The organism is Enterobacter sp. JBIWA008, assembly GCF_019968765.1.
Taxonomy (GTDB): Bacteria; Pseudomonadota; Gammaproteobacteria; order Enterobacterales; family Enterobacteriaceae; genus Enterobacter.
In genome coordinates, this window is the sequence record NZ_CP074149.1 from 4203232 (window position 1) to 4215722 (window position 12491).

At 58.1% G+C, this 12491-nt stretch carries 9 protein-coding genes; 6 read left to right on the forward strand and 3 right to left on the reverse strand.

All coding sequences use genetic code 11. The features are described 5' to 3' along the window. Nucleotides 1-165 precede the first annotated feature (165 nt). A complete protein-coding gene (locus tag KGP24_RS20370; RefSeq protein ID WP_223561631.1) occupies nt 166-2187 on the forward strand; it encodes an NADPH-dependent 2,4-dienoyl-CoA reductase in 2022 nt (673 codons plus the stop codon). On the opposite strand, the gene rlmG is transcribed toward KGP24_RS20370, so the two are convergent. Continuing rightward, nucleotides 2184-3320, reverse strand: coding sequence for a 23S rRNA (guanine(1835)-N(2))-methyltransferase RlmG (gene rlmG, locus KGP24_RS20375; protein WP_223561632.1), 1137 nt, complete (start codon nt 3318-3320; stop codon nt 2184-2186). The genes KGP24_RS20370 and rlmG overlap by 4 nt on opposite strands. An 83-nt stretch (nt 3321-3403) precedes the next feature. Here rlmG and KGP24_RS20380 point away from each other — a divergent pair, with 83 nt between their 5' ends. The 4 genes from KGP24_RS20380 to sstT all read left to right on the forward strand — a co-directional run bounded on the left by KGP24_RS20380 (nt 3404) and on the right by sstT (nt 7675). Further along, nucleotides 3404-3907, forward strand: coding sequence for a M48 family metallopeptidase (locus KGP24_RS20380; protein ID WP_223561633.1), 504 nt, complete (start codon nt 3404-3406; stop codon nt 3905-3907). A 70-nt stretch (nt 3908-3977) separates the two neighbouring features. After that, nucleotides 3978-4976, forward strand: coding sequence for a Gfo/Idh/MocA family oxidoreductase (locus tag KGP24_RS20385; RefSeq protein WP_223561634.1), 999 nt, complete (start codon nt 3978-3980; stop codon nt 4974-4976). A gap of 252 nt (nt 4977-5228) precedes the next feature. Next, the gene (locus tag KGP24_RS20390; protein WP_223561635.1) at nt 5229-6197 is read left to right on the forward strand and encodes a TerC family protein; all 969 of its coding nucleotides are present in this window, start codon (nt 5229-5231) and stop codon (nt 6195-6197) included. Between the two features lie 236 nt (nt 6198-6433). Next, nucleotides 6434-7675, forward strand: a complete 1242-nt coding sequence (gene sstT, locus KGP24_RS20395; RefSeq protein WP_223561636.1) for a serine/threonine transporter SstT — start codon at nt 6434-6436, stop codon at nt 7673-7675. Between the two features lie 92 nt (nt 7676-7767). On the opposite strand, the gene KGP24_RS20400 is transcribed toward sstT, so the two are convergent. Both KGP24_RS20400 and uxaC read right to left on the reverse strand, forming a co-directional pair. Then, the gene (locus tag KGP24_RS20400) at nt 7768-9255 is read right to left on the reverse strand and encodes an altronate dehydratase family protein (protein ID WP_223561637.1); all 1488 of its coding nucleotides are present in this window, start codon (nt 9253-9255) and stop codon (nt 7768-7770) included. Between the two features lie 17 nt (nt 9256-9272). Next, on the reverse strand, nt 9273-10685 hold the full coding sequence (uxaC, locus tag KGP24_RS20405) for a glucuronate isomerase (RefSeq protein WP_223561638.1): 1413 nt from the start codon (nt 10683-10685) through the stop codon (nt 9273-9275). 475 nt (nt 10686-11160) lie between these two features. On the opposite strand from uxaC, the gene KGP24_RS20410 reads away from it, so the two are divergent. Further along, nucleotides 11161-12459: an MFS transporter gene (locus KGP24_RS20410; RefSeq protein WP_194401296.1), complete on the forward strand. Its 1299-nt coding sequence runs from the start codon at nt 11161-11163 to the stop codon at nt 12457-12459. Nucleotides 12460-12491: the final 32 nt, after the last annotated feature.

The window sequence follows — 12491 nt, forward strand, 5'->3', positions numbered from 1 at the left end:
TGAGATTAAGTCCCCTCTCCCTTAGGGAGAGGGTGAGGGCATCAGGCCACACCAATATTTGAATCCCATCACAATCACTGCATTCCCCTTTTCCCTTTTACTCCCCGCTGGCTAAATTAGTAACTCATCCGACCACATAACAATAATTTTACACTGGAAGAGACTATGAGCCGCTACCCGTCGTTATTCGCCCCCCTCGATCTGGGGTTCACCACACTCAAAAACCGCGTATTGATGGGCTCAATGCATACCGGGCTGGAGGAGCATCCGGACGGGGCCGAGCGTCTGGCGGCCTTCTATGCCGAGCGCGCCCGACACGGGGTGGCGCTGATTGTCACCGGCGGCGTGGCCCCTGCGCCTTCCGGCGTGGGCATGGAGGGCGGCGCGGTCCTGAACGATGCGTCACAGCTGCCGCACCACCGCATTGTGACCGACGCGGTACACCGCGAGGGCGGTAAAATCGCCCTGCAAATCCTGCACACCGGACGCTACAGCTACCAGCCAAACCTGGTCGCGCCATCGGCCATTCAGGCCCCAATCAACCGCTTTAAACCTCACGCCCTGACCCACGATGAGATCCTGGCGCTGATCGACGACTTTGCCCGCTGCGCGGCGCTGGCGCGTGAGGCGGGCTACGACGGCGTTGAGGTGATGGGCTCAGAAGGCTATCTGATTAACGAGTTCCTCGCCGCCCGCACCAACCAGCGCGACGACGAATGGGGCGGCGACTATGCCCGCCGGATGCGCTTTGCCGTGGAGGTGGTGCGCGCGGTGCGCGAACGTGCGGGCGTGGACTTTATTATCGTCTTCCGTCTGTCGATGCTCGACCTGGTGGAAGGCGGCGGCACGTTCGACGAAACCGTGCAGCTGGCGCAGGCGATTGAAGCCGCAGGTGCCACCATTATCAACACCGGTATCGGCTGGCACGAGGCGCGCATTCCGACCATCGCCACGCCGGTACCGAGAGCGGCGTTCAGCTGGGTAACGCGCAGGCTGAAGGGCAAAGTCTCTGTTCCGCTGGTCACCACTAACCGCATCAACGATCCGCAGGTGGCGGACGATGTGATTTCACGCGGCGATGCCGATATGGTTTCGATGGCGCGTCCGTTCCTTGCGGATGCCGAACTGCTCTCCAAAGCGCAAAGCGGCCGTGCGGATGAGATCAACACCTGCATCGGCTGTAACCAGGCCTGTCTGGATCAGATTTTCGTCGGCAAGGTCACCTCCTGTCTGGTTAATCCGCGCGCATGCCATGAAACCAAAATGCCGGTCGTTCCGGCGGTCAATAAAAAACGCCTGGCCGTCGTGGGCGCTGGCCCCGCGGGGCTGGCGTTTGCGGTGAACGCCGCCTCGCGCGGGCACAGCGTGAAGCTGTTTGATGCGCTGGCGGAGATTGGCGGGCAGTTTAATATCGCCAAACAGATCCCCGGCAAAGAGGAGTTCTATGAAACCCTGCGCTACTACCGCCGGATGATCGAACTGACGGGCGTCGAGCTGCGGCTTAGCCAGGTTGTGAATGCATTGGATCTGATCGATTTCGACGAAGTGATCCTGGCGAGCGGGATCGTACCGCGCACGCCTGCGATCGAGGGTATCGATCATCCGAAGGTATTGAGCTATCTGGATGTATTGCGAGACAAAACGCCGGTCGGCGAGAAGGTGGCGATTATCGGCTGCGGCGGAATCGGCTTTGATACCGCCATGTATTTAAGCCAGCCGGGCGAGGCCACCAGCCAGAACATTGCCGAGTTTTGCGTGGAATGGGGTATCGACACCAGCCTGAATCAGTCCGGCGGACTACGCCCGGAAGGGCCGCAGCTGCCGAAAAGCCCGCGCCAGATCGTGATGCTGCAGCGTAAAGCCAGCAAGCCGGGCGAAGGGCTGGGCAAAACCACCGGCTGGATCCACCGCGCCACCCTGCTCTCACGCGGGGTGAAGATGATCCCGGCGGTTAGCTACCAGAAGATCGACGACGAGGGTCTGCACGTCACGATCGGCGGCGAATCGCAGCTGCTGCGCGTGGATCATGTCATTTTATGTGCCGGGCAGGAGCCGAAGCGCGATCTTGCCGATCCGCTGCGCGAAGCCGGTAAAACGGTGCATTTGATCGGCGGGTGCGACGTGGCGATGGAGCTGGATGCACGGCGCGCAATTGCGCAGGGCACCCAGCTGGCACTGAAGATTTAGCGACGACGACCCAGCTTCACGGATTTCAGCACCACGAATTTGTTGTTGGTGGCAATCGTGGTGCAGTTACCGAAAATCTTCTTCAGCTTGTGGAAGTAGTCCAGGTGGCGGTTCGCCACGATGTACAGCTCGCCGTTGATTTTCAGGCAGCGGCGCGCGTGGTGGAACATCTCCCACGCGACGTTATCCGTCAGGGCGTGCTTCTGGTGGAACGGCGGGTTGCAGAATACGGCGTTGAAGCGGAACGGCTCTACGCCGGACAGCGCGTTGTTGATCATAAACTCGCAGCGATCCAGCGCTTCCGGCATATTGGTTTCCACGTTCAGACGGCTGGAAGCCACCGCCATCGGCGACTCGTCGCTGAACACCACGCTGGCCTCCGGGTTCTTCGCCAGCAGCGTCAGGCCAATCACGCCGTTACCGCAGCCCAGATCGACAATTTCACCTTCCAGATTTTCCGGCAGATGTTCCATAAAGAAACGCGCCCCGATATCCAGACCGGTGCGGGAGAAGACGTTCGCATGGTTGTGGATGGTCCAGTCGGTCCCTTCCAGCTTCCAGCTCAGGGTCTCTGGCGCGTCGGCCAGCTCCGGCGCGCTGAAGGTGCAGTTGATCAGGCGCGCTTTTTTCCACGCCAGCGTCGTGGTGGTCGGGCCGAGAACTTTCTCGAACAGCTCCAGCGTCGAGGTGTGGATATCGCGCGCTTTGGCGCCCGCGATGATGCGTGTTTCCGGCGTGACGACCTTACGCAGGGCGCGAAGCTGTTGCTCCAGCAGCGCCATGGTTTTTGGCACTTTGATCAGCACCACGCCCGGCGCCTGCGGGTACTCCGCGGTGCTGTCGAGGAACTTCACGCTGGACTCTTCGATGTCGTTATGACGCAGGTTTTCACGCGTCGCCAGCTCGCTCAGGTAGGAATCACCGATGCTGTAAGGCGTGTGCTCCGCCAGGGCGCAGCCCAGGGCGCCAAAGGCGTCATTCAGGATCAAAACCGGGCCGCGGATTTCAGTCTCATCCAACTGCTGCAGCAGATATTCATCCGCCGCTTCCCACGCCTGAAGCGGGTTAACGTCGTCCGTTTCCGGAAAACGTTTAAGGTTGAGTGAACGGAAACCGTTGTCTAAGTGGCTCATCGGCCCTCCTGAATGGTAAAATTTGGCGTATCCCTGAAAAGGGTGCGTGAGTATACCCGTTTTATTGTCGATTTGGGGCGTTGATGAACCAACTTACTTATCTCCAGGGCTACCCGGAGCATTTACTGACTCAGGTTCGCAGCCTGATTGCCGAGCAGAAGCTCGGCGCGGTGCTGGAAAAACGCTATCCCGGTACGCACGATTTCGCGACCGATAAGGCCCTCTGGCAGTATACGCAGGATCTGAAAAGCCGGTATCTGAAGAGCGCGCCGCCGATCAACAAGGTGATGTACGACAACAAGATCCACGTGCTGAAAAACGCGCTCGGCCTGCACACCGCCATCTCCCGCGTACAGGGCGGCAAGCTGAAAGCGAAGGCCGAAATCCGCGTCGCGACGGTTTTCCGTAACGCGCCGGAAGCGTTTCTGCGGATGATCGTCGTCCATGAACTGGCACATCTGAAAGAGAAAGAGCACGATAAAGCATTCTATTCCCTGTGCTGCCACATGGAGCCACAGTACCACCAGCTGGAGTTTGATACCCGCCTGTGGCTTACGCATTTATCGTTAAATAGTAATGCGCAGTAGCGCACGCGAATTGTCATGATGACGTGCTACAGTGGCTAAAGGTTCCCCGCAACGGAGTACGTAAACGTTTATGATACGTTTCGCAGTCATTGGTACGAACTGGATCACGCGCCAGTTCGTCGACGCCGCCCACGAAACCGGCAAACTTAAACTTACCGCAGTCTATTCCCGCAGCCTTGAGCAGGCGCAGAGTTTTGCTAATGATTACCTCGTTGAGCATCTCTTCACTTCGCTTGATGACATGGCGCAAAGCGACGCCATTGACGCGGTGTATATCGCCAGTCCGAACTCACTGCACTTCCCGCAAACGAAGCTGTTCCTCAGCCATAAAAAGCATGTGATTTGCGAGAAGCCGCTGGCGTCAAATATTGCAGAAGTGGAAGCGGCCATCGCGCTTGCCCGCGAAAACCAGGTGGTACTGTTCGAAGCGTTCAAAACCGCCAGCCTGCCGAATTTCCTGCTGCTGCAGCAGTCCCTGCCGAAAATTGGCAAAGTGCGTAAAGCCTTTATCAATTACTGCCAGTACTCGTCGCGCTATCAGCGCTATCTGGACGGCGAGAACCCGAACACCTTTAACCCGGCCTTCTCGAACGGCTCGATTATGGATATCGGTTTCTATTGCCTGGCCTCTGCCGTGGCCCTTTGGGGCGAACCACACGGCGTGACGGCCACTGCCAGCCTGCTGGAGAGCGGCGTGGATGCGCACGGTGTAGCGGTGCTGGATTACGGTGATTTCAGCGTCACGCTGCAGCACTCCAAGGTAAGCGATTCGGTGCTGCCGAGCGAAATTCAGGGCGAAGCGGGCTCGCTGGTTATCGAGAAGATCTCCGAGTGTCAGAAAGTGAGCTTTGTACCGCGCGGCGGCAAAGCGCAGGAGCTGACGCAGCCTCAGCATATTAACACTATGCTCTATGAGGCAGAGGTCTTCGCCCGCCTGGTGGAAGACAACGAAGTGAATCACCCTGGCCTCGCGGTAAGCCGCACCACGGCGAAACTGCAAACGGAGATCCGCCGTCAGACCGGCGTGGTATTCCCGGCAGACGGCGTGAGCGCGGAAGCTATCGCGTAAATCTGTGTAATGAAATGGCGCAGACCATTGACGAAACCGATGGTCCGACATATTTTGTTACCCGCAAAGGGGAGTAACTTCTTCGTCGGTGGATCGTCATTACGATGCGTGCAATACCGCATCCGGTCGCCGGGCAACCTTCGTGGTTGTAAGTGAGACCTTGCCGGAAGGCGAGGTCTATGCATAAAAAGCTAACGGCTATCGTCTTCTGACTATGGCCGTTTTTGTTTTTTTATGTGTAAGGAAAATAGTATGCATTCTGTCGGCACTCCCATGTTGTGGGGCGGATTCGCGGTTGTCGTGCTCATCATGCTGGCGATCGACCTCTTTTTGCAGGGGCGTCGCGGCGCGCACGGCATGACCATGAAACAGGCTGCGGCCTGGTCGCTGGTCTGGGTCACCCTCTCCCTGCTCTTTTGCGCCGCCTTCTGGTGGTATCTGGCCTCGACCGAAGGCCGCGCGGTGGCCGATCCTCAGGCGCTCGCCTTCCTCACCGGCTATCTGATTGAAAAAGCCCTGGCGGTCGATAACGTCTTCGTCTGGCTGATGCTGTTCAGCTACTTCGCCGTGCCTGCGGCCCTGCAGCGCCGCGTGCTGGTCTACGGCGTGCTGGGCGCGATTATCCTGCGTACCATCATGATCTTCGCCGGCAGCTGGCTGATTACCCAGTTCGAATGGCTGCTGTACGTCTTCGGCGCGTTCCTGCTGTTTACCGGGGTCAAAATGGCGCTGGCGAAAGAGGACGGCTCCGCGATTGGCGATCGCCCGCTGGTGAAGTGGATCCGCGGCCATCTGCGCATGACCGACAAGATCGAGAGCGAGCACTTCTTCGTGCGCCAGAACGGTCTGCTGTTTGCCACGCCGCTGCTGCTGGTGTTGATTCTGGTTGAGCTGAGCGACGTGATTTTCGCGGTAGACAGTATTCCGGCGATCTTCGCGGTGACCACCGACCCGTTCATCGTCCTGACCTCAAACCTGTTCGCCATCCTCGGCCTGCGTGCGATGTACTTCCTGCTGGCGGGTGCGGCGGAGCGCTTCTCGATGCTGAAGTACGGTCTGTCGGTGATTCTGGTGTTTATCGGTATCAAGATGCTGATCGTCGATTTCTACCATATCCCAATCGCCATTTCGCTTGGCGTGGTGTTTGGCATTCTGATCGTGACGCTGATTATCAATACCTGGGTTAACCGCCAGCACGATAAGAAGCAGCAGGTGGAGTAAAACGTTCGGTGCGGGCTGATGCCCTCACCCCGCCCTCTCCCACAGGGAGAGGGTGAACACACTTCTGTAACGTAGTAGTTAAAAAATATGATGCAACACGTAAAATCCAGCATTTTACGCTTCCCTCCTTTCGCGCATTCTCTATACTCGACCAGGCAAACATTTACTTACATCCGGACATAAATGTGACTAAGAGCACATTCGGAATGGAACGCAATTTCACTCAGGAATAATGTATGAGCACACAATCGACGGGTCTTTTTGCGCGCCTGGCGCAGGGAAGCCTGGTTAAACAAATTCTGGTAGGACTGGTGCTGGGTATTCTGCTGGCCATGGTGTCAAAACCTGCTGCGGAGGCAACGGGGCTGCTCGGCACCCTTTTCGTGGGCGCCCTGAAGGCCGTCGCACCGGTACTGGTTCTGATGCTGGTCATGGCGTCGATTGCCAACCATCAGCACGGACAAAAAACCAACATTCGCCCCATTCTGTTCCTGTATCTGCTGGGAACCTTCTCGGCTGCCTTAACGGCCGTGGTGTTTAGCTTCCTGTTCCCTTCCACGCTGCACCTGACCAGCGCGGCCGGCGACATCACGCCGCCATCCGGCATTGTCGAAGTACTTCGCGGCCTGCTGATGAGCATGGTCTCTAACCCCATCACCGCGCTGATGAGCGGAAACTACATCGGCATCCTGGTCTGGGCGATTGGTCTGGGCTTCGCACTGCGTCACGGTAACGACACCACGAAACACCTGGTGAATGATTTGTCGAACGCCGTCACCTTTATGGTGAAGCTGGTGATTCGCTTTGCGCCAATCGGTATTTTCGGGCTAGTCTCCTCCACGCTGGCAACCACCGGTTTCGACGCGCTGTGGGGATACGCGCAGCTGCTGGTTGTACTGGTCGGCTGTATGCTGCTGGTGGCGCTGGTGATCAACCCGCTGCTGGTGTTCTGGCAGATCCGCCGCAACCCGTATCCGCTGGTGCTGACCTGCCTGCGTGAGAGCGGCGTGTATGCTTTCTTCACCCGCAGCTCTGCGGCGAACATTCCGGTTAATATGGCGCTGGCGGAGAAGCTTAATCTGGACCGTGACACCTATTCCGTGTCGATCCCGCTGGGTGCAACCGTGAACATGGCGGGCGCGGCAATCACCATTACCGTCCTGACCCTGGCGGCGGTGCATACGTTGGGCATTCCGGTGGATCTGCCAACCGCATTGCTGCTGAGCGTCGTGGCGTCGCTGTGTGCCTGTGGCGCATCCGGCGTGGCGGGCGGTTCGCTGCTGCTGATCCCGCTGGCGTGTAATATGTTCGGCATCCCGAATGAAATCGCCATGCAGGTGGTGGCCGTCGGCTTTATCATCGGCGTGCTGCAGGACTCCTGCGAAACCGCGCTGAACTCCTCTACCGACGTGCTGTTCACCGCCGCGGCCTGTCAGGCGGAAGATGCGCGTTTAGCGAAGAACGCCCTGCGGGGTTAACAGCAAAACGGCAACCCTGAGGTTGCCGTTTTTAGCGTTTGTACCCTCTCCCTGTTGGAGAGGGTCAAGGTGAGGGCATCAGGCCGCACCGATTAAAGCGTCACACCACTCTTAAAGATCGCCAGCTCGCGGAAGTCGTTCTTCTCGTTGCAGGTCTGCTTGCCGTTGGCAAATTCCACGATAGTGTCCACGAACTCCGTCAGCAGCTGCGGCATGGCTTTGCCGTGAATCAGCTGGCCCGCATCAAAGTCGATCCAGTGCTTTTTCTTTGCCGCCAGCTCGCTGTTGGTGGCGATTTTCACCGTCGGCACAAAACCGCCGTACGGCGTACCGCGACCGGTGCTGAACAGCACCATATGGCAGCCGGCACCCGCCAGCGCGCTGGTGGCGACCGCATCGTTGCCCGGTGCGCTCAGCAGGTTCAGGCCGTGGGTTTTCAGCCGCTCGCCGTAGCGCAGAACGTCCACCACCTGGCTGGCACCCGCTTTCTGGGTGCAGCCGAGGGACTTCTCTTCCAGCGTCGTGATCCCGCCCGCTTTGTTACCCGGCGACGGGTTCTCATAAATCGGCTGGTTGTGGGCGATGAAGTACTGCTTGAAGTCGTTCACCATGGTGACGGTTTTCTCAAACGTCTCTTCGTCGCGGCAGTGGCTCATCAGAATACGTTCCGCGCCGAACATCTCCGGCACCTCGGTCAGCACCGTCGTGCCGCCGTTGGCAATGACGTAATCCGAGAAGCGGCCCAGCATCGGGTTGGCGGTGATCCCGGACAGGCCGTCAGACCCGCCGCACTCCAGGCCAAACTTCAGCTCGCTCAGCTTGCCCGGCTCGCGCCTGTCGTGACGCATCACCTCATACAGCTGATGAAGCTGTTCAACGCCCGCTTCCACTTCGTCATCCTGATGCTGACACACCATGAAGTGCACGCGCTCAGGGTCAAACTTACCCAGCGTCTCGCGGAAGGCGTCCACCTGATTGTTCTCGCAGCCCAGGCCAATCACCAGCACCGCCCCCGCGTTCGGGTGGCGCACCATGTTTTGCAGCATGGTGCGGGTGTTAATGTGGTCGTCACCGAGCTGGGAACAGCCGTAGGTGTGGCTGAACAGATGCACCCCGTCAGTGCCTTCAGCATTGTTGGTCTCTTTCAGGAAGCGCGTCTGGATCTGACGCGCAATCCCGTTCACGCAGCCGACGGTCGGGAGGATCCACAGCTCGTTGCGGATCCCCACCTCACCGTTGGCGCGACGGTAGATCTGCACCTCACGATCCGCCGCCTGACGCTCTTCCGCGGGTATATCAGGTTGATAGCTGTACTCGTCCAGATCGCTCAGATTAGTGCGGGTATTGTGGGAGTGGATGTATTCACCCGGCGCAATATCCGCCAGCGCATGGCCGATGGGCAAACCGTACTTCACCACGTTCTCCCCTTTCGCTATGGGGATCAGAGCAAACTTGTGTCCACGAACGATCGCCTGACGCAGGGTGACACTCTGGTTATCCAGGGTCACCACGTCGCCTTCACCGAGATCCGTCAGCGCGACGGCCACGTTATCCAGCGAATGGATTTTGATGTATTGCATACCAACCTCAGACGGCCTTAGTTCAGTTCAATGGCGAAGTAGTCACGCGCATTGTTAAAGCAGATGTTTTTCACCATTTCGCCCAACAGTTGGATATCCGCTGGCGCTTCGCCTGCGTGTACCCAGCGGCCAATCATCTGGCACAGAATGCGGCGGAAGTATTCGTGGCGAGTGTAAGAGAGGAAGCTGCGGCTGTCGGTCAGCATGCCGACAAAGCGGCTCAGCAGACCCAGCTGCGCCAGCTGCGTCATTTGACGCTCCATGCCGTCTTTCTGATCGTTGAACCACCAGCCGGAACCGAACTGCATCTTGCCCGGCATCCCTTCGCCCTGGAAGTTGCCGACCATGGTACCCAGCACTTCGTTATCGCGCGGGTTCAGGCAGTACAGGATGGTTTTTGGCAGCAGGTTTTGTTCGTTCTGTTTGCTCAGCAGCTTAGACAGCTCTTCTGCCAGCGGACGGTCGTTGATGGAGTCGAAGCCCACATCCGCGCCCAGTAGCTTAAACTGGCGCTGGTTGTTATTGCGCAGCGCGCCGATATGGTACTGCTGTACCCAGCCGCGACGCGCGTATTCCGCACCGAGGAACACCAGTACCGCCGTTTTAAACTGCGCCACTTCGTGCTCGCTCAGGCCTTCGCCAGAGAGACGACGCGCCAGAATGCTGTCCAGCTCTGCTTCGTTTGATTCCGCAAACAGCACTACGTCTAGCGCGTGGTCTGAGACTTTACAGCCGTGCGCCGCGAAGTGATCCAGACGTTTGGTCAGCGCGGTTTGTAGATCGGCGAAACGACGGATGTCGGTATCCGACACTTCCGCCAGCTTCGCCATGTAGTCGGTGAAGGTGGCCTGCTCAATGTTGAAGGCTTTGTCCGGGCGCCAGCTTGGCAGCACTTTGATATCAAAAGAGGTGTCTTTCGCGACAACGGCATGATGCTCCAGGGAGTCGATCGGATCGTCGGTGGTGCCCACCATCTTCACGTTCATCTGCTTCATGATGCCGCGCGCGGAGAAGTTATCCTGCGCCAGCAGCGCATTGCAGCGATCCCAGATTTCATCCGCGGTCGTTGGGGAGAGCAGCTTGCCGGTGATGCCAAACGGACGGCGGAGCTCAAGATGGGTCCAGTGATAGAGCGGGTTGCCGATGGTGTGCGGAACGGTCGCCGCCCAGGCGTCAAACTTCTCGCGGTCGGTCGCATCGCCGGTACACAGGCGCTCAGCCACGCCGTTGGTGCGCATGGCTCGCCATTTGTAGTGGTCACCCTTCAGCCAGATGTCATACAGGTTTTTGAAGCGATAATTTTCGGCAACCTGCTGCGGCGGTAAATGGCAGTGGTAGTCGAAAATCGGCTGGTCTTTTGCGTAGTCGTGGTACAGGCGGCGAGCAAATTCGGTATCTAACAGAAAATCTTCGGTCATAAACGGCGTCATTATCGTCTTCCTCATTACGGGAGCGCAGAAAGCGTATGTTCATATGCTGCAAAGTTATCACACCAATTTCCACCCACCGAAGCTTTTTTCGTGAGTGAGATCAATAAACGTCAACAAATAAATTACCCTTAATGGGGTAAACCCTTCTGCAACCCCCGCCAGCACTGGCTTTGCGCGCAACGATTAATGTCCCCACAAAGAATCATACATTTGTGATGTCACTCACCTTTTAAAGTTGTATGACAAGTTATCTTTTCGCCGTCGCAAACACTCAGCCGACGGAATGCATTACCGGTGTGAGAGACATCGGGTTTAACGGTACGGATACCGACTTATGCACGCTTACTTATGGCAAGGTTCGGGCCGTTCCGGGACATGCTTCCGGCTACGCCCCTCCCGTTACACAACTGCTCCCGGAAACGGTTGAGAGGTTGCCGTGCTCTGGCGCGGAAATAACATAACGATGAGGTTTTAGATGCGTAAAATTAAAGGGTTACGTTGGTATATGATCGCACTGGTGACGTTAGGCACCGTGCTGGGCTACCTGACGCGTAACACCGTGGCAGCAGCAGCGCCAACGTTGATGGAAGAGCTGCATATCTCCACACAGCAATACTCCTACATCATTGCCGCCTATTCCGCGGCTTACACCATCATGCAGCCTGTTGCTGGCTATGTGCTGGATATTCTCGGTACCAAAATCGGTTATGCCTTCTTCGCCATCGCCTGGGCGGTGTTCTGCGGCGCAACCGCGCTGGCAGGCAGCTGGGGTGGGCTGGCGCTGGCGCGCGGTGCGGTCGGTGCGGCTGAAGCCGCGATGATTCCGGCGGGCCTCAAGGCCAGCTCCGAGTGGTTCCCGGCGAAAGAGCGTTCCATTGCGGTCGGCTACTTCAACGTGGGCTCGTCCATCGGGGCGATGATAGCGCCGCCGCTGGTGGTGTGGGCGATCGTGATGCACAGCTGGCAGATGGCGTTCATCATTTCTGGCGTGCTGAGCTTTGCCTGGGCGATGGCGTGGCTGGTTTTCTATAAGCACCCGCGCGATCAGAAAAAGCTCTCCGAAGAAGAACGCGAATACATCATTGGCGGTCAGGAAGCGCAGCATCAGACCAACAACGGCAAAAAAATGACCGTCTGGCAGATCCTGGGCACCCGTCAGTTCTGGGGGATCGCCCTGCCTCGTTTCCTGGCTGAACCGGCCTGGGGTACCTTTAACGCGTGGATCCCCTTGTTCATGTTTAAAGTCTACGGCTTTAACCTGAAAGAGATCGCGATGTTCGCCTGGATGCCAATGCTGTTCGCTGACCTGGGCTGTATCGTGGGCGGCTACCTGCCACCGCTGTTCCAGCGCTGGTTTGGGGTGAACCTGATTGTTTCCCGTAAGTTGGTCGTCACCATGGGCGCGCTGCTGATGATTGGCCCAGGCATGATCGGCCTGTTCACCAGCCCGTACGTCGCCATTGCCCTGCTGTGCATCGGTGGTTTTGCGCACCAGTCCCTGTCCGGCGCGCTGATTACGCTCTCGTCTGACGTTTTCGGTCGTAACGAAGTGGCAACCGCCAACGGTCTGACCGGCATGGCCGCCTGGACCGCGAGCACCATGTTTGCGCTGGTGGTCGGCGCGCTGGCGGATACCATCGGCTTTAGCCCGCTGTTCGCGGTGCTGGCGATCTTCGACCTGATGGGGGCGGTGGTTATCTGGACGGTGCTGAAAAGCAAATCCGCAGAGGAGCTGGCGAAAGAGTCCCTCGGGAAACCGGCGACGCAGAGTTAGCGAAAATGCGTTTCGTCGAAGCCGCCTCCGGG

Excerpts from the sequence above, each read along its gene's own strand:
- KGP24_RS20380 (WP_223561633.1), top strand. The coding sequence starts at position 3,404 with ATGAACCAACTTACTTATCTCCAGGGCTACCCGGAGCATTTACTGACT.
- KGP24_RS20385 (WP_223561634.1), top strand. The coding sequence starts at position 3,978 with ATGATACGTTTCGCAGTCATTGGTACGAACTGGATCACGCGCCAGTTC.
- KGP24_RS20390 (WP_223561635.1), top strand. The coding sequence starts at position 5,229 with ATGCATTCTGTCGGCACTCCCATGTTGTGGGGCGGATTCGCGGTTGTC.
- uxaC (WP_223561638.1), bottom strand. The coding sequence starts at position 10,685 with ATGACGCCGTTTATGACCGAAGATTTTCTGTTAGATACCGAATTTGCT.
- KGP24_RS20370 (WP_223561631.1), top strand. The coding sequence starts at position 166 with ATGAGCCGCTACCCGTCGTTATTCGCCCCCCTCGATCTGGGGTTCACC.
- sstT (WP_223561636.1), top strand. The coding sequence starts at position 6,434 with ATGAGCACACAATCGACGGGTCTTTTTGCGCGCCTGGCGCAGGGAAGC.
- rlmG (WP_223561632.1), bottom strand. The coding sequence starts at position 3,320 with ATGAGCCACTTAGACAACGGTTTCCGTTCACTCAACCTTAAACGTTTT.
- KGP24_RS20410 (WP_194401296.1), top strand. The coding sequence starts at position 11,161 with ATGCGTAAAATTAAAGGGTTACGTTGGTATATGATCGCACTGGTGACG.
- KGP24_RS20400 (WP_223561637.1), bottom strand. The coding sequence starts at position 9,255 with ATGCAATACATCAAAATCCATTCGCTGGATAACGTGGCCGTCGCGCTG.